Genomic DNA, 17547 nt, shown 5'->3' with positions numbered 1-17547 from the left:
GTATTATGAAAAAACACCCTGTTTTAATAGCTAAATATTCGATTGTATTAGAAACCAGTATTTTGGTTTAGAACACCTCCACTTAAGTCGATTGCATCAACAGGAATTGGTAATAAATCATGTTTAGCTTCAAAGGTATTGAACTTTGTAGAGTAATTCCCCTCTGTGATAGTACGAGCCTCATTTATATAAAAAGCATTCATGGTGGCAACAGCGTTGCCCCATCTTCTCAGGTCAAATAAACGATGCCCCTCCATTCCAAGTTCGAGACGTCTTTCATGTCGAACAGCTTTTCTTGCAAAAGCTTGGTCTGCAAAAGCAGGATAAGGTTCTATCTGATAATTAGGAGTATTAATAACATTACCATCTGCATCCGTAGTTTCGACATATGTCATGTTCTTAGCTCTGTTACGTACCTGATTCACATAATCTAACGCAGCGGCAAGATCAGGAGAAGACTTTTCAACGGCAGCTTCCGCGGCCATTAATAATACATCTGCATAACGGATAATATTGTAGTTAATTCCAGAATGTTGTTGACCCCATGCCCCAGTACCTTGGTTGGTTCCTTCTTCCCCAGAGCGATATACATTTTTAGACGGCAAATATGGACCTGAAATATCTGCAGCTGTTGCACGAATCCAAGCTTGGCCTACATGTCGACCATAACCATTGTAATTTATTCCTCTTCTTCCTACTGTATAATCTAACCTAGGATCAAGAGGTCCTGTATGCGGGGTATATGGGGTTGGAACTGGTACATAATCATCTGGTAACGGATCTGGAGCAGGCTCAAAAGAATCCGTATTATAATCATTAAAAACATCTGTTTGATTAAATGTATCTAGCAGAGGAAGTCCAGTTCCGTCTTCAGTTTGAAATGCGTTTACCAAATCTTGAGAAGGTTGGTAAAAACCACAACATGAACCAAAAGGACCAGGGTTGGGGAAGTTTAATACCCCACCGATATTACCATTAGGTGATTGAGCAGCATCTGCAGTAAATTGTATTGCAAAAACTGACTCGGCACTATTTTCTCCACCTGCCGAGAAATTGTCGAAAAACTCGCCATTCAATGCATAAGGACCATTATTAATAACATCAGTAAATAGAGTAGATGCTTGATCCCATTCAGATTGTTGCAAATGCACTTTTCCTTGGTAGGCTTTCGCAGTCCAAGAAGAGGGTCTACCTACATCTGCCTGTGAATCTGGTAAATTATCAATGGCAAACTGAAAATCAGCTTCAATTTGATCCCAAATTGGACCTGGGTTTGGCTGGTTGAATTCAGTATTCGCATAGTTTTCATCAGATATATAAGGGACATTCCCATACATACGCTGTAATTCAAAGTTGAAATGTCCTCGCAAAAAACGCGCTTCAGCAAGTTTGCCGGTCAAGTCAGCACCCTCAATAGTATTTATCAACGCTATTACAGCATTTGATCTATTAATACCTGCAAAAATAGATGACCACCTTCCCAGTATATATGGGTTAGAAGCATCCCAATTAATACGTTCCATTTCAAACAAATCCGCTTGATCATCATCGGTACTTCCTTTATGAGCGTCATCTGTTAATACATCTAACCACCAGTTATCGCCGGTTTGAGCAAAACCATTACCTGCACCGTTATTCCTTCTGCCATCTAAAGTAGAGTAAGCACCAATTAGTAAAAGGTCAACTCCTGCTTCATTTTGAACTGCTTCATCACTTAAAGCTCCAACTGCAGGAATAGTCGTGAAATCATCACTGCATGCAAATACTGCTATGAATGCAATAAATACATAAATTATTCTCTTTTTCATTTTTATAATTTTAGATTAACTCCTAAGGTTATTATTCTTGCTTGTGGAAATATATTACTATCAACACCTAGAGTTAGGTTATCATTTGTAATTATTTCTGGATCAAACCCTTCGTAATCGGTAATGGTAAACAAATTAGAGCCTTGTACATAAACTCTAAGATTATCCATGCCAATTTTATCCGTTACATTAGAAGGTAGTGTATATCCAATTTGTAAATTTCTCAATCTTATAAAGGATCCATCTTCAACGAAATATGTACTAGGTGCAGTTTCTCCAGTACCACCCAAACTTAATGCAGGTAATATAGCATTGGTGTTTGTTGGCGTCCATGAATCTAAAACTCGTACACTTCTATTACCATTAACGAAGGTAGGGAAATCAGTAAATATCTTCTCGTAATTGTAAATGTCGTTTCCTTGAGATCCATTAAAGAAAGCTGATATATCGAATCCTTTGTATGACGCATTTAGATTAAGACCAAAAGTAAAATCTGGATGCGGAGAACCAATGAACTGTCGGTCCTCTGCATTTATGGTATTATCACCATTCAAATCTTCATAAGTAAATCTTCCATTAGCATCAAAACCCGTTATGTTTAATCCATAAAACGATGATATTGGACGACCCACTTCTGTACGTGTGAGCGTACCAGGTCTAAATGATGCACCAGTTTGAAAATCACTGATTAGCTCCGTTACCTCATTTTTATACGCGGAAATATTGGCAGAAATACCATAAGCGAAACCAGAATCACTTTGGTCATTAAAACCAAGAGCAAGGTCGAAACCAGTATTCTTTACCGTTCCTAAATTAACAAAAGGTGCGCTGGCATCAATAGCGGTGGAACTAATTAAACTAAAATCTCTTGTTATAAGATCGTCGGTTTCAATATTAAAATATTCAAACTCTAAAGACAGTTTATTGTCTAGCATTCCCAACTCAAACCCAACATTGGTAGTAACACTTGTTTCCCACTTTAAATTTGGGTTCCCTACATCTCTTAAAATTGCACCAGTGGCAATCGTACTTCCGTTAATAGCATAGTTTGCCAAGTTTAAACTTAAGGCAGATATGTTTACGGTTGGGTTATTGGCCGGTAATGTTTGATTACCTAGTTCACCCCAAGAAGCTTTTATTTTCGCACGATTAAGAAATCCATCAGATGGGAAGAAATCTTCATCACTTAACAACCAACCAGCACTAAAAGATGGAAAGGTCTGACTTTGATTATCTCCTAAGAAACGAGAAGATTTGTCATTACGTACCGTAACAGTAGCAAAATACTTTCCTTGGTACGAATAATTTGCCGTACCGAAGATTGAGAATAAACTATTACTGCCGTCAAAAGCAAAACCTACATTAGGCGTACCCGTACCGTTCTCTAATAAGTAGAAATCAGGAGTTTCAAATAGGAAACCATCAACAGATATTGAATTTCCTTTACTACCTTCTTTAACCGCCTCAATACCGGCTAGAGCATTTATGCTGTGATCACCAAAAGTCTTATTGTAGTTAACTGTATTGGTCCAAGTCCAATTATAATTGTTGATACTTTGTTCAGTTAACGTATTGGTTCCCAAAGGCTCACCGTGTTCAGGGTCTAAGGCTTGAAAAGATCTACTATCAAATGATTCGATATTTCCACTAATAGTTGTCTTTGCAGTAAATCCATCAAATATTTTGGCAGAAAGATAAACATCACCAAAAACACGGAACAGTTTATTAAAGTTATCAGCACCTCTTTCTAATTGGGCAACAGGACTTCTAGCATTACCTAACCCACCTGCTCCACCTGTTCCAGCAAAACGACCTTCATCATCAAATACCGGTATAAGTGGGCTACTCCGTAATGCGCCATTTACTTGATTTCCATTTACAGTATTTGAAAACGATGCACTTAAGTGTTCACCAATAGTAATGTATTCATTTAACTTAAACTCTGAATTTAGTCGAGTAATTCCCTGTTTAAATCCAGTGGTTCGTTGAATTCCATCTCTATTTAAAAAAGATGCTGACATTAAATACTTGCCAGTCTCATTACCATTTTGAATCGAAATAGAACCGCTTTGCGTTGGAGCAGTGTCCAAAATTGCATCTAACCAATCTGTACCCCCAGGTGTAACGGAAGCAGAGGCTGGTCCTCTAACTATGGGATTATATGACACCACGCGGGTATATCCATTTAAAGTAGTAGGTACTACTGCATTTGCACCACTCCCATATTGTGGATGGCTGAAGGCAGCTACACCGTCATTTGCTGCACTTTGAAATAACATGTCACCGTGTTGTTGAGCATTTAAAAGCTCTGGAATATTAGTAGCCTGAGAAAAACCAGTATACAAATCCACAGAAATGACTGGTTTAGACATATTATAACCACCACTTTTGGTAGTGATAATTACAACCCCATTGGATGCACGTGCACCATAAATAGCTGCCGCACCATCTTTTAAAACGTTGAATTGCGCTATGTCATTTGGATTAATACTGTTTAGTACTGAGGGATTGTCCGTTTGCACTCCGTCAATTATATATAATGGATTGGTATTATTACTTGTACCAAAACCGCGGATATTAATTTTTGGAGCAGCTCCAGGATTACCGTTATTAACTACAGTAACACCAGTTACGCGCCCTTGTAAAGCTTCAGCGGCATTCACGATAGGTGCTTTCGTAGCTTCAGAAACGTCCACGGACGAAATTGAACCCGTAATATCACCCCTTGTTTGGGTGCTATAACCAGTAACTACCACCTCACTCAACTGATTCTCGGCCTCTGCAAGAGTCACATCAATAGTAGTTTGGCCATTAACGGCTACTTCTTGAGTTGCAAAACCGACATAGCTGAATACTAAGGTAGCATCACTAGCGGCTGAGATAGAATAATTACCGTCAAAATCAGTTTGTGTACCAGTTGTAGTTCCTTTAACTACAACACTTGCTCCTGGTAAAGGAGCTCCGTCTGAATCATAAACGGTTCCAGAAATGGTTTGTTGGGCAAAACCAGTAACTGTAAAAAAGAGCATTAAGAAAACGCCTAGCAGCACTTTCTTTAGGCTTCCTTTGTCGGGAGGGGAGGTTTTTTGAAGTTGTAAAATGTTGGTTTTCTTCATAATAGAGTTGTTTGAAATGAATTATGGTTGTTTAAAAAAATTAACATAATTTTTGAATAATTCACATATAAATTATTCAGTAATTATGATTTTGATAAGATATTAATCTTAAGACTAAGTTAAATTAATCAGCTATTTATAGTTTAGTATTATTTTGTCATATTTATGTGAAATAATAAACTTTTAGAGCAATATTAAATTGGCTTTTTGTAGTATTATTTTGTCGAAATTGTCACAAAAAAGACACCTAAAACAGTCTGTGGAGTTCTATTTTGGGTGATTTGAAAGTATTTTGAATTGCGGGATGTGCAATACAAACCATATTTTACTGTAAAATTGATTTTACTCGGTAATTCAAACCTATATGGTTTTCAAATACTTTATCTTTAATTTACTAATTCGATTAGTTTTTCAATAGTTCTAATCAATTTGAATCTAAAAATGCTCTTCAAAATTAAATTTTTTGTTAATATTGCTGTGGTATGATTTTATCATTTACTGGTAAAAAATTAAATTTTTTTTGATGATAGGATTTGGAAAAGTACATCGTGAAATTACCCAGCTTAAAAAAGAAGATAGCTTTCTAGTTTTTGACAGAAGAAAAGACCATTTTGATTTTCCTTTGCACTTTCATCCGGAATATGAGATGCTTTTGATTTCGAATGCCTCTGGTGTGCATCAGTTTATAGGGGATAGCGTTGAAGAGTTGGGTAGCTTAAGTCTTGTGCTTATCGGCCCAAATCTGCCACATGGATGGACCAACGCAAATTTTGCTGGCGGGGAGATTCACGAGATCATGGTACAGTTTCATGATACTTTGCTAAATGAAGATCTCCTTTCTAAAACTATTATGAAGCCAATTAAAGATATGCTGGCCAGATGTGTTTACGGAATTTCATTCTCAGAAAAAACAGCATTAGAACTTAAGCCTCGATTACATAAAGTGGCTAAGTTAGATGGTATGGATTATTTCCTTGAAATGATGTCTGTGCTACACGATATGGCTATTTCTCGAAATCAGCGACTAATTTCTTCCAGTGTTGGCTATCGAGAAAGTTTTGAAAATAGCGACAAAATAAAGCTTGTCTATGACTTCGTACAAGCAAATTATTCAAAGAAGATCACATTGACTGAAGTTTCGGAATTAGTGAATATGAGTAATGTGTCTTTTAATAGATTTATTAAGAAACGAACGGGAAAAACTTTTGTTGACTATGTTAACGAAGTTAGAATAGGTTATGCTGCTCGGTTGTTATTGGAAAAAGATCTGAGTATATCGGAAATTGCTTTTTTATGTGGCTTCAATAATATAGCTAACTTTAATAGGATTTTTAAACGAAATAAAGGCCGCACTCCCACCCAATACCGTCAGGAGCTTTCGGGAATACGAAGAGTGCTTTAAAATACGCAATCATGAAAAATGTATCCACACTAATCACCTGTTTTAGTCTATTGTTATTTATGGGGTGTAAAGAAAAAAGAGTTGCCACACCGATGGATTTAGCAAAGGAAAACCTTATTCCAAAGCCAGTTGGTATGGTGGCTACGGGTAGCTCATTCTTACTAAGCTCAGAAAGTGTTATCTATACAGACCAAGAATTTAGAGCTCAAGCACAAACCTTGGCTGCGGAATTAAAAGAAATCACCGGAATTAACATAGGTATTGCTGAAAACGAAGATGAATCAAAATCAGAGGGGATAATTCTTTCAAAGAAAACTACTAATGATGATCTTAAAGAAGAAGGCTACGAGTTGAATATTGAAGAAGATGTGATGACCATTTCTTCTAATCATCCTTCTGGAATTTTCAATGCTATCCAAACGATAAAACAACTACTGCCAACTACTATTGATTCCAATAAAATTGAGATTGCTTCAGGAAAAATAATCGATTATCCTAACTATGAATATCGCGGCGCTATGCTCGATGTTTCAAGACATTTTTTTAGTGTAGATGATGTGAAACAGTACATTGACTATTTGGCAATGTTTAAAATGAATGTGCTTCATTTGCATTTATCTGATGATCAAGGTTGGCGAATTGAAATAAAATCCTGGCCAAAGCTTGCCGAAATAGGAGGTAAAACCGAAGTTGGTGGTACCGAAGGCGGATACTACACTCAAGAAGACTACAAAGAAATTGTACAATATGCTGCCGATAGGTTTATAACAATAATTCCTGAAATTGACATGCCTGGACATACCAATGCTGCGTTAGCATCGTATCCTGAGTTGAATTGTGATGGAAAATCACCAGAACCTTATACTGGTATGAAAGTTGGCTTTAGCTCTTTCTGCGTAGATAAGGAAATAACCTATAAGTTTATTGACGATGTAGTTAGAGAATTGGCGGCCATAAGTCCGGGAAAGTACTTTCACATCGGTGGTGATGAATCTCATGCGACCAAGAAGGCCGATTATGTAATTTTTGTAGATAAAGTACAAGACATCGTTTCCAAACATGGCAAAACAATGGTCGGATGGGACGAAGTAGTAACTGCAAATATCAAATCATCATCCATCGCTCAGTTTTGGGCAAGTGAAGACAATGCTAAAACAGCGGTAGAGAAGAATGTTAAACTCATTATGTCTCCAGCGAAAAAAGCGTACTTAGACATGAAGTATGATTCCATTACAAAGCTTGGCTTAAAGTGGGCTGGCTATGTTGAAGTTGATACGGGTTATGATTGGAATCCTGCGGCCTATGTTGAAGGTATTACTAAAGAAAATATATTAGGAATTGAAGCGCCATTATGGACAGAAACTGTGACAAATATGAATGAGTTGCAGTTTTTGGTTTTTCCAAGACTACCTGGATACGCTGAAATAGGCTGGACACAAGATAGTCTTCGGTCCTGGGGTGAATATAAAACACGACTTGCGAGCTTTAAAAATCGTTTTGAAAAAATGAATATTAATTACTACAAATCATCAAAGGTAGATTGGTAGTGTTAATTTTTTATCGATTTCTTATTCAATTTTGTCATTCCTTATTTTTCTTGACCAATAATTCGTAATTTTTAGCTTTCAAACAGACTCTACTCTAAATAGTTCTACTAAAAATTACAGTATGCAAATAAAAGAATCCGCCGAAGTCTATGATGTTATTATTGTTGGCTCTGGTGCTGGTGGAGGAATGGCAACTAAACAGTTAGCCGATGCCGGTTTTAAAGTCGCAGTTGTAGAGGCAGGTCCATTTTTTGATCCGGCAGACCCGAAAACAATGACCCAATTAAAGAATCCTTACGATTCTCCTCGAAGAGGTGCAGGTACAGATCGTGCTTTTGGAGAATGGGATATGTCTTGGGGTGATTGGGAAGTAGAAGGGGAGCCGTACACAGTTGAAGAGGGAACCAAGTTTCGTTGGTGGCGATCTAGAATGCTAGGTGGTCGAACCAACCATTGGGGGCGCATTTCTTTGCGTTTTGGGCCTAAGGATTTCAAAGGAAAAACGCGTGATGGTTATGGTGAAGATTGGCCTATTGGTTATGATGATGTAAAACCATATTATGATAAGGTTGACAAATTAATTGGGGTTTTTGGTACCAATGAAGGTCTTGAGAACGATCCTGATGGATTTTTTCTGCCTCCGCCAAAACCTAGATTACATGAATTATTTTATATAAAAGGAGCAAAAAAATCGGGTATTCCTGTTATACCAAGCCGGATGTCGATGCTTACCAAAAAAATAAATGACGATAGAGGTGTTTGTTTTTATTGTGGGCAATGCTCACGTTCATGCTCGGTATACGCTGATTTTTCTTCGGGAAGTTGCTTAATATTTCCTGCTCAGAAAAATGGAGGTCAGGTAAAGATTTATGTAAACTCGATGGTACGAGAAGTTACTACAAATGAAGAGGGTAAAGCAACCGGAGTATCTTATATAAATAAAGAAGACAGAAAGGAATATAAATTAAAGGCTAGAGTCGTTATTTTAGCGGCATCCGCTTGTAGCTCGGCTAGAATTTTATTGAATTCTAAAAGCAAGCAGCACCCTAACGGACTTGGAAATAGTAGTGATCTAGTCGGTAAATATTTACACGACTCTACAGGAGCTAGTGCTGCTGGGTTTATTCCTGGTCTTATGAACCGGAAGACATCATATAACGAAGATGGCGTAGGCGGAATGCACGTCTATTCTCCCTGGTGGGGTAACAATTCTAAGCTAGACTTTCCTCGAGGATACCACATTGAAGTATGGGGCGGAATGGGACAACCAAACTACGGTTTTGGTTTTGATGCCAACGCATTTAATGAGTTCTTCGGAACTAAAGTTGGAGGATATGGAGATATTTTAAGAGATGACGTGAAGAAGTATTACGGCTCTGTAGTCGGCTTTGGAGGTCGCGGTGAAGGTATAGCTAGAAAGGATAACTATTGTGAAATCGATCCAACAACAGTTGATGATTATGGGATTCCTGTCCTGAAATTTAACTATAAATGGTCCGACCTCGAAGTACGTCAGGCAAAACATATGCAAGATACGTTCTCAGAGCTTATTCACAATATGGGAGGCCATCAATTATGGGGTGGTAAGCCTGGTAAGGATAGCGATTATGGTTTACATGCACCGGGAGAGATCATTCACGAAGTAGGAACGACCCGTATGGGGAACGATCCCAAGACTTCAGTGACCAATAAATTCAATCAGTTGCATGACGTTGATAATGTTTTTATTATAGATGCTGGCCCGTTTGTTTCCCAAGCTGATAAGAACTGTACGTGGACTATTTTAGCGTTGTCTTGGAGAGCATCTGATTATATTATACAGCAACTTAAAGAACAAAACATCTAAGAAATGGACAGGAGAAAAAGTATACAGACGATTATCTTGGGAGCAGGAGCATCTGCATTGGCATTTCACGGTTGTAAAGTTGATGGAGATGATAAAGATAAAGCACTTACTAAAGTAGAAGAAACCAAGTATTTCGGTAGAACACCTGAAGAATTAGAACGACTTGAAAAGCTACAAGCCGAACAGGTTTTCAACGAACATGAAATGGAAACAATAGGGGTCTTAAGTACGGTAATTCTTCCTCCAAAAGAACCACATGGAGGACCTATAGAAGCTGAGGTTCCAGAGTTGATAGAATTCATGGCAAAAGATATTCCTGAAATGCAAAACACACTCTTAGGAGGGCTTATGTGGATGGATCATAAAAGTAATACAGAGTTCGGTATAGAATTTAAATCGGCTACATTGGAACAGCAAAAGCAAATATGTGATGAGATTTGCTGGCATGATATAGAGGTCCCTTTAGATGAGCAGCCATTAGAAATCCAATTTTTTGCCTTAATGCGAAACCTTACTCTTACTGGGTACTACACTTCTAAAGTAGGTATTGCAGATTTGGGGTATAAGGGAAATCAGCCAAATGTTTGGGACGGAGTGCCACAAGATGTGCTCGATCAACATGGAGTTGCCTATGATCCCGAGTGGATTGCAAAATGTGTTGATCAAAGCAAAAGAGGCGAGCAGGCTGTTTGGGACGATGAAGGTAATTTACTTACCTAGCTTTACTCTTGCAATTAAGGGCTGCTTAGCCACTTTTTAAAAAGATTTAACGAACTGTATGTACTTTCCTTTTATCTTTGTTTATGATGAGTAGTACAAAACAGTTCGTTGTTATTCTTAGTGCGATTTCGATCGCTTGTAGTATCACCTTATTACCACTTGTTGACATAACGGGTGTTGATGAGATATGTTTAATCGATTTAATAGACGGCGAAAGCGAATCACATGAATGTTCTAACGAGTCGGATTTTAACGAAGTAGTAGATGCAATATCACACAACAACATTTCATTTTCTTTTAATGATCACGAATTTAATGGTGATAATGGCATTGAGCTGCCACATTCCATTTTGTTAGCTATATTCTCTCCTCCTCCGGAAATAAACAGCTAAATTCATCTAAATATTTAAACTAACGGATAGCGTTCTTTATGAAAGCCGTCCAACCTAATTAATTTATAACCAAATTGAATAATAAAATGATCACAACAACAGTAGATAAAATCACTCAAGACAATTTTACTCCAACTAGCGTATTAGAAGATTTAATTAGCGGTAATGAAAGATTTACAAATGCCAGCGCATTGCAGCGCGATTATGCAGCGCAGCGCAGTGGTACCGTTTCTGGACAGTTTCCGAAAGCAGTGGTGTTGTCATGCATTGACTCTAGAGTTCCTGTAGAAACCATTTTTGATCAGGGAATAGGGGATGTTTTTGTAGCACGTGTTGCTGGTAATTTCGAGAATGTTGACATTTTGGGAAGTATGGAATACAGTTGTAAAGTTGCAGGTAGTAAGTTGATCATGGTGCTAGGTCATGAGGCTTGCGGAGCAGTTAAAGCGGCTTGTGACGGAGTTGAGTTAGGTAATATTACTGCAATGCTCGATAATATCATTCCTGCTGTTAAGCAATCTTCTGAAGAGGTCGAGGGTGAAGCAAATTCTTCTAACAAGGCTTTTGTCGCTAAAACGGTCGAGAATAATGTGAAATTGACTATTAAAAGAATCCGTGAAAGAAGCCCGATCTTAAAAGAAATGGAAGACAATGGCGAAATAACTATCGTTGGCGGTGTATACGCATTGGCAAGCGGAAAAGTGACCTTAGTATAATCTATCCTGAACAACTATAATGAAAGACTTTTTTAAACATTTTAAAGGTGATGCCTTTGGTGGTATAACCGCTGGTATAGTCGCATTACCGTTGGCATTGGCTTTCGGTGTAAGTTCCGGTTTAGGGCCTAGTGCTGGATTATATGGTGCGATTTTCATAGGATTTTTCGCAGCGCTTTTTGGCGGCACAAATACACAGATTTCTGGCCCAACAGCACCTATGACAGCTGTAAGTATGTTAGTAATTGCCGGAATTGTGGCAGCTAATGAAGGAAATGTAGAGAAAGCATTGCCGGCTATTTTAACCATCTTTTTGCTAGCAGGTTTATTACAAGTCTTATTTGGTTTTATTGGTATTGGTAGCTATATCAAATACATTCCATATCCTGTTGTTTCTGGTTTTATGACAGCTATTGGTGTCATGATTTTACTTACGCAAATATTACCAGCTGTTGGATATTATCCTAAGGAAGACGAAGATCTGGTCAATTCATTTATACCGCAAGCGGAGGAAGTATTACTTGATAAGATTCTTAAAAATGAAGCAGGGGAAGGTATTTTGGTGCTTGAGGATTTCAAAGAAACTATTAAAAGAGCTGGAGAAATAACCGAAGCTGATATTATGATCGAGGCTGAGACACTAGCCAAAGGAAGTGCAAGTGGAGTGGTTGGTGCGGTAAGAACAATGCCAAGAGCATTTAAGAACATTAATTTTTTAGAACTCATATTATGTTTAGTCACGATAGCTATAATTTATGGTTTTAAGAAAATTACGACTGCCGTTCCGAGTACATTGGTTGCATTGTTAGCTGTTTCTGGTGTTGCTTACTTTGCAGGATTCAAATATATTCCTATTGAAACTATTCCTCAGGGTTTTCCTGAGATCAATCTTGGGATTATTACCGATTTTAGTTTTGGGTCGATTAAACCCTATTTATTTGCCGGAGTTTCATTGGCATTTCTTGGGGCAATTGATTCGTTACTAACATCTGTAGTGGCGGATAACATGACCAAAACAAGGCACAAACCCAATAAAGAATTAATTGGTCAAGGTATAGGAAATAGTATAGCGGCCTTATTTGGTGGTATTCCAGGTGCGGGTGCGACTATTAGAACAGTTGTAAATATTAACTCAGGGGGTAAAACAAGACTGTCTGGTATGATTGCTGGACTTTTATTACTCGTTATATTAATGGCAATGGGACCTATTGCATCAAAAATTCCAGCAGCGGTATTAGCGGGTATCTTAATTACAGTTGGTATTGGTGTTATGGATTATAAAGGACTACGTGCAATACCGAGTATGCAAAAGGATATAGATCTAAAATATTTCAAACTTAGTTCCGAGGTGGTAATCATGCTAGTGGTATTGGTATTATCCGTAGTATGGGATTTGGTTGCAGCCGTTGGGATCGGACTTGTTATGGCTTCCCTGTCTTTTATGAAAAAAATGGGAGACTTTACAGCCGATGAATCACGCATAACCAATCTTGAAAATTTGGATAAAGGAGAGCTCAGTTGGAATGATGAAGGTGATTTCCCTAAAGAGTTTGCTGAGGAAGTGTTTATCAAACATTTAGAAGGACCATTGTTTTTCGGTTATACAAGCGATTTCCAAGTATTAGCAAAACAAATTCCAGATACGGCATCACATGTTATTTTAAGGATGGATAGAGTGCCTTATGTAGATCAATCTGGTCTATATGCGTTGGAAGATGTTTTACTAGATCTAGAGCAACGTGATGTACATACATTACTTATTAATCCGCAAAAACAGCCTTTAATGATGCTAAAGCAAATTGATATTGTTCCAGATTTGGTATCTCCTGATCGTATTTTCGAGGATTTCTCATCCTGTATCGAATATGTCAAAGAGAATGTAGAAGATAAATATCAACCCAAAGAGGGCTAAAAGATAAAGACCTCCATTAACTTATAATGGAGGTTTTTTTTATTGATTAAAGACGAAACCAAGATGACCGAATTAATCGGACAAACAGCTGCCGTTCTAACTACATGTTCCTTTATACCGCAGGCTATTAAAACAATTAGGACAAACGACACAAGCGGCATTTCTTTATGGATGTATAGTATGTTCTGTATTGGAATTGTGTTGTGGTTTGTTTATGGCGTGTTAATTGACAATGCTCCCATGATTTATTCAAATTTTATCACTTCTATCTTTGCTTGGATTGTATTGGTTTATAAGATTAGAAATACCATTTCAAAAAAATGATAGAACTATTTCATATTACTATTTAGGACGAAGAATGAACAGGAGACAAGCTTTAAAGAAAACTGCTTTAGCAACTGGGACATTGGCCTTGATTCCAAGTTTAAATGCAATGAAACAATTTTTACCAATGACTAATACATCGATTAATTTTGGCATACAATTATTTACCATTCCGGCGATGGTTGAAAAAGATTTACGGGGGACTTTAAAGTTGCTTTCGGAAATTGGATATAAGGAAATTGAGTTTTTTGGCCCCTATCCGTTCAGTGCTGATTCTGCTAAAAAAGGTTTTGAGCAAATGAAATCAATGCTTGGTTTAGAGCAACATGCTTTTTATGGTCATGATACAAAAGCGGTGAAGTCGATGTTAGATGAGTTTACTTTAACCACGCCATCCGTCCATGTCAATATTGATTCGCTACGTTCTAATATGAATGAGTTATTAGATGGTTTAGCTCCTTTGGAAACCAAGTATGTTGTTTTACCAATTTTAATGGAAGGCAGATCTTCTTTAGACGATTACAAAAAACGAGTAGAGGAGTTCAATGCATTTGGAGATCAAATGAAACCATATGGGATACAGTTTGTATATCACAACCATGGGTATGAACATACATTGATGGATGATAAAATCCCGTTAGAATATCTTATTGAAAATACAAATGAGGATACAGTCAAGTTCGAACTTGATATTTTTTGGATGGCAGCTGCTGGTGCAGATCCAATAGCGTATTTGAAAAAGTATCCAGGTCGATTTAAAATGCTTCATATTAAAGATGCTGCTTCAACATATCGTTTTTCTGGAGATGGTGGAACACAAGATCAATGGATGGCAGGATTTCCAAAAATGGCCGACCCCGGAGATGGTATTTTCGATATAAAATCAATCATAAAACAAGCAATAAAATCAGGTGTAGATCATTTTTATTTAGAGCGTGACCTTACACCAACTCCAACTGAAACACTTCAAAATTCTTTCAAGAACTTAAAGGAGATGATTTAAACATCTCAAACCAATTATTCATTTATGAACAAAGTGAAAAAGCCTTCAATGAAGGCAAGAATTGCACATCGCTATTTAGGCTATTTTTTAACTGGTATTATGGCTGTTTATGCCATTAGTGGTATCACATTAATTTTTAGAGATTCTGATACATTTAAGAAAGAAGTGGCTATTGAAAAAACACTAGAACCAAATGTAAATAAAGAAACCCTGGGTAAAGCACTTGGGATTAAAAAACTTGCTGTTAGTAAAGAAGAAAATGGAATTTATTATTTTGAAACAGGTACTTACAACACAAAAACAGGAGTAGCGAATTACACCAAAAAAGAACTACCCTATATACTCAATAAGATCACTAAATTTCACAAGGCGAAATCGGGAGATCCGTTATTCTTTTTGAATATATTTTTCGGTTTAGCACTGTTGTTTTTTGTTATCAGTGCATTTTGGATGTTTTTGCCAAGTTCACCTATCTTTAAAAAAGGACTTTATTTTGCTTTGGCAGGAGCTTTGGTGACAGTGATTTTATTGTTTGTTTAGCTCAATAAAAAGCGTTTCAATCCGCTATAATCTGATATACTGATCTTTTCTTTTTTCTTGTTTAAAACCGACTGGATTTGCTCAGGAATAGCAATATCGATGTCAAGCGTTTCTTTTACAACATCTAAAAATTTAACTGGATGCGCAGTTTCTAAAAAAGCACCAACCGTTTCAGGATGATCTTTTAGATAGTTTTTCAATCCTAAATAGCCAACAGCTCCATGCGGATCGGCCGTGTAACCCGATTTATTGTAAATAGATTTCATTGCGTCTTTGGTAGTATCATCAGTATAACTACTAGAGGAAAATACTTCTTTTAACGCATTAGTATCATTACCATACAATTCCTGAATGCGAATAAAATTACTCGGATTTCCGACATCCATCGCATTCGAAATAGTTTGTTTAGAGGCGACAGGTTCATAGTTGCCAGTTTCTAAAAACTTAGGCACGACATCATTTACGTTGGTTGATGCTATAAATTGATCCGCAGGCATTCCCAATTTATGAGCTAAAATTCCAGCACAAATATTCCCAAAATTCCCACTAGGAACTGAAAAAGCGATCTTTTGTCCATGTTTTTTTAATCTTTTATAGGCAAACAAGAAATAAAAAAGTTGGGGCATCCAACGAGCTACATTAATCGAATTTGCTGAAGTCAGTTTCCGACTATTGGTAATATCGGTATCCAAAAATGCGGATTTCACCATATCCTGGCAATCATCAAAAACGCCATCAACTTCAAGGGCTGTAATATTTTGTCCTAAGGTGGTAAGTTGTCTTTCTTGAATATCACTTACCTTTCCTTTAGGGTATAGAATAACCACGTCTACGCCCTTAACGCCAAGAAAGCCACTTGCTACCGCACCGCCAGTATCACCAGAAGTGGCTACCAATACTGTTACTTTTTCGTCATTATTTTTATTAAAGTATTGAAGACAGCGGGCCATAAAACGAGCCCCCACATCTTTAAATGCCATGGTAGGGCCGTGAAAAAGTTCTAGCGAATACACATTGTCTTCCACTTCCACTAGAGGAAAATCAAACTGTAAAGTATCTTCAATAATTGCTTTTAAATCCTTTTCAGGAATATCATCGCCAACGAATTGTTTGATTGCTGTAAATGCGATTTCAGTGTTGCTGAGTTGATCTATATGTTCAAAAAAATAAGCTGGCAACGGTGTAATCGACTCAGGAAAATACAATCCACGATCAGGAGCAATGCCATTGATGACCGCATGCCTGAAGGTTGTGTTAGGAGCTTTTTTATTTAGACTGTAATAATTCATTGATGGTAATTTAGATAACAACAGTACCTTTTGTATTTATTTTTGAAATATGAATATCGTGTTGGATATCAAAATCAGCGTATGCATTTTTCATTGCAGAAGCCACTTCTTTTGCATTAGTTTCCCCTTTGGTCAGCGCAAAAATAGATGGACCAGAACCAGATATTCCGCAGCCTAAAGCACCAGCCTTTAATGCGGCTTTCTTCAGTTTATCAAATCCTGGAATTAAAATGGACCGATGCGGCTCGACAATTTCATCATGTAATGATCGACTTAAAAGCTCATAGTCATTAGAATATAATGCTGCGACCAGCGCACCGACATTGCCCCATTGTACAATGGCCTTTTTCAAAGGAATATTTTCTTTCAAAACCGCTCGTGAATCCTCCGTACGTACCTCAATTTGCGGATGAATTACCACAGCCATTAACTCATCGGGAACGGGAATGGCAATCACATCAAGCGGATCGCAACTACGTACTAAAGTGAATCCGCCTAATAGGGCAGGAGCTACATTGTCTGCATGAGCCACCCCACTAGCTATTTTTTCACCTTCCGCAGCAAAAGCAACCAATTCAGCTTTCGTAAAAGGCTCATTCAACAGTTTGTTGATTCCAAAAACGGCACCTGCCGCACTTGCAGCACTACTACCAATACCACTTCCTGCTTTTATTCCTTTGTGAATCTCAATCTCAAATCCAGCATCACTTTTTAATGCATTAAGCATCGCTAGTGCTGCAACGCCAGCCACATTTTTTTCTGTCTCTAAAGGAAGGTCTTGTCCAGTAATTTTAGTAATAACTACACCAGGACGATCCACTTTTTTAATAATCATTTCGTCACCAACTGCATCAAGACAAAGTCCTAATACATCAAATCCGCAAGATATATTGGCAATAGTAGCCGGGCAAAAAACACGAACTGTATCCATA

14 protein-coding genes are annotated in these 17547 nt (G+C 37.5%); 10 read left to right on the top strand and 4 right to left on the bottom strand.

The window, feature by feature from the left end; genetic code table 11:
* Window positions 1-47: 47 nt before the first annotated feature.
* Entirely contained in the window at window positions 48-1808 is a 1761-nt protein-coding gene (locus GWK10_RS02775; RefSeq protein ID WP_164029366.1) for a RagB/SusD family nutrient uptake outer membrane protein, read from the bottom strand.
* 2 nt (window positions 1809-1810) lie between these two features.
* Window positions 1811-4924, bottom strand: coding sequence for a SusC/RagA family TonB-linked outer membrane protein (locus tag GWK10_RS02770; RefSeq protein ID WP_164029365.1), 3114 nt, complete (start codon window positions 4922-4924; stop codon window positions 1811-1813).
* Between the two features lie 523 nt (window positions 4925-5447).
* Between GWK10_RS02770 and GWK10_RS02765 the strand changes: the two genes are divergently transcribed.
* The 10 genes from GWK10_RS02765 (at window position 5448) to GWK10_RS02720 (ending at window position 15326) form a co-directional block, all read left to right on the top strand.
* Window positions 5448-6326: an AraC family transcriptional regulator gene (locus tag GWK10_RS02765; RefSeq protein ID WP_164029364.1), complete on the top strand. Its 879-nt coding sequence runs from the start codon at window positions 5448-5450 to the stop codon at window positions 6324-6326.
* 11 nt (window positions 6327-6337) lie between these two features.
* On the top strand, window positions 6338-7873 hold the full coding sequence (locus GWK10_RS02760; RefSeq protein ID WP_164029363.1) for a beta-N-acetylhexosaminidase: 1536 nt from the start codon (window positions 6338-6340) through the stop codon (window positions 7871-7873).
* 121 nt (window positions 7874-7994) lie between these two features.
* A complete protein-coding gene (locus tag GWK10_RS02755) occupies window positions 7995-9719 on the top strand; it encodes a GMC family oxidoreductase (protein WP_164029362.1) in 1725 nt (574 codons plus the stop codon).
* Window positions 9720-9722: 3 nt separating this feature from the next.
* A complete protein-coding gene (locus tag GWK10_RS02750; RefSeq protein WP_164029361.1) occupies window positions 9723-10439 on the top strand; it encodes a gluconate 2-dehydrogenase subunit 3 family protein in 717 nt (238 codons plus the stop codon).
* Window positions 10440-10525: 86 nt separating this feature from the next.
* Window positions 10526-10831 carry a hypothetical protein gene (locus tag GWK10_RS02745; protein ID WP_164029360.1) on the top strand — a complete coding sequence of 102 codons (306 nt, stop codon included), beginning with the start codon at window positions 10526-10528 and terminating at the stop codon, window positions 10829-10831.
* An 86-nt stretch (window positions 10832-10917) separates the two neighbouring features.
* Window positions 10918-11547, top strand: coding sequence for a carbonic anhydrase family protein (locus tag GWK10_RS02740; RefSeq protein WP_164029359.1), 630 nt, complete (start codon window positions 10918-10920; stop codon window positions 11545-11547).
* A 19-nt stretch (window positions 11548-11566) separates the two neighbouring features.
* Entirely contained in the window at window positions 11567-13459 is a 1893-nt protein-coding gene (locus GWK10_RS02735) for a SulP family inorganic anion transporter (protein ID WP_164029358.1), read from the top strand.
* 63 nt (window positions 13460-13522) lie between these two features.
* Complete coding sequence (locus GWK10_RS02730) at window positions 13523-13783, top strand: SemiSWEET transporter (protein WP_164029357.1); 261 nt, start codon at window positions 13523-13525, stop codon at window positions 13781-13783.
* A gap of 34 nt (window positions 13784-13817) precedes the next feature.
* Complete coding sequence (locus GWK10_RS02725) at window positions 13818-14786, top strand: sugar phosphate isomerase/epimerase family protein (protein ID WP_164029356.1); 969 nt, start codon at window positions 13818-13820, stop codon at window positions 14784-14786.
* Window positions 14787-14810: 24 nt separating this feature from the next.
* Window positions 14811-15326 carry a hypothetical protein gene (locus GWK10_RS02720; protein WP_204263075.1) on the top strand — a complete coding sequence of 172 codons (516 nt, stop codon included), beginning with the start codon at window positions 14811-14813 and terminating at the stop codon, window positions 15324-15326.
* On the opposite strand, the gene thrC is transcribed toward GWK10_RS02720, so the two are convergent.
* Both thrC and GWK10_RS02710 read right to left on the bottom strand, forming a co-directional pair.
* Window positions 15323-16615, bottom strand: coding sequence for a threonine synthase (gene thrC / locus GWK10_RS02715; RefSeq protein ID WP_164029355.1), 1293 nt, complete (start codon window positions 16613-16615; stop codon window positions 15323-15325). The genes GWK10_RS02720 and thrC overlap by 4 nt on opposite strands.
* 10 nt (window positions 16616-16625) lie before the next feature.
* The gene (locus GWK10_RS02710) at window positions 16626-17546 is read right to left on the bottom strand and encodes a homoserine kinase (protein WP_164029354.1); all 921 of its coding nucleotides are present in this window, start codon (window positions 17544-17546) and stop codon (window positions 16626-16628) included.
* Window position 17547: the final 1 nt, after the last annotated feature.

The organism is Spongiivirga citrea (assembly GCF_010671565.1).
Classification (GTDB): Bacteria; Bacteroidota; Bacteroidia; order Flavobacteriales; family Flavobacteriaceae; genus Spongiivirga; species Spongiivirga citrea.
Note: the sequence above shows the minus strand (reverse complement) of the source record. Positions and strands in the feature narration are given on the sequence as shown.

Bases quoted from the DNA above. Each gene is read 5' to 3' on its own strand.
- GWK10_RS02750 (WP_164029361.1), top strand. From the start codon at position 9,723: ATGGACAGGAGAAAAAGTATACAGACGATTATCTTGGGAGCAGGAGCA.
- GWK10_RS02770 (WP_164029365.1), bottom strand. From the start codon at position 4,924: ATGAAGAAAACCAACATTTTACAACTTCAAAAAACCTCCCCTCCCGAC.
- thrC (WP_164029355.1), bottom strand. From the start codon at position 16,615: ATGAATTATTACAGTCTAAATAAAAAAGCTCCTAACACAACCTTCAGG.
- GWK10_RS02745 (WP_164029360.1), top strand. From the start codon at position 10,526: ATGAGTAGTACAAAACAGTTCGTTGTTATTCTTAGTGCGATTTCGATC.
- GWK10_RS02730 (WP_164029357.1), top strand. From the start codon at position 13,523: ATGACCGAATTAATCGGACAAACAGCTGCCGTTCTAACTACATGTTCC.
- GWK10_RS02775 (WP_164029366.1), bottom strand. From the start codon at position 1,808: ATGAAAAAGAGAATAATTTATGTATTTATTGCATTCATAGCAGTATTT.
- GWK10_RS02740 (WP_164029359.1), top strand. From the start codon at position 10,918: ATGATCACAACAACAGTAGATAAAATCACTCAAGACAATTTTACTCCA.
- GWK10_RS02765 (WP_164029364.1), top strand. From the start codon at position 5,448: ATGATAGGATTTGGAAAAGTACATCGTGAAATTACCCAGCTTAAAAAA.
- GWK10_RS02735 (WP_164029358.1), top strand. From the start codon at position 11,567: ATGAAAGACTTTTTTAAACATTTTAAAGGTGATGCCTTTGGTGGTATA.
- GWK10_RS02755 (WP_164029362.1), top strand. From the start codon at position 7,995: ATGCAAATAAAAGAATCCGCCGAAGTCTATGATGTTATTATTGTTGGC.
- GWK10_RS02725 (WP_164029356.1), top strand. From the start codon at position 13,818: ATGAACAGGAGACAAGCTTTAAAGAAAACTGCTTTAGCAACTGGGACA.
- GWK10_RS02760 (WP_164029363.1), top strand. From the start codon at position 6,338: ATGAAAAATGTATCCACACTAATCACCTGTTTTAGTCTATTGTTATTT.
- GWK10_RS02710 (WP_164029354.1), bottom strand. From the start codon at position 17,546: ATGGATACAGTTCGTGTTTTTTGCCCGGCTACTATTGCCAATATATCT.
- GWK10_RS02720 (WP_204263075.1), top strand. From the start codon at position 14,811: ATGAACAAAGTGAAAAAGCCTTCAATGAAGGCAAGAATTGCACATCGC.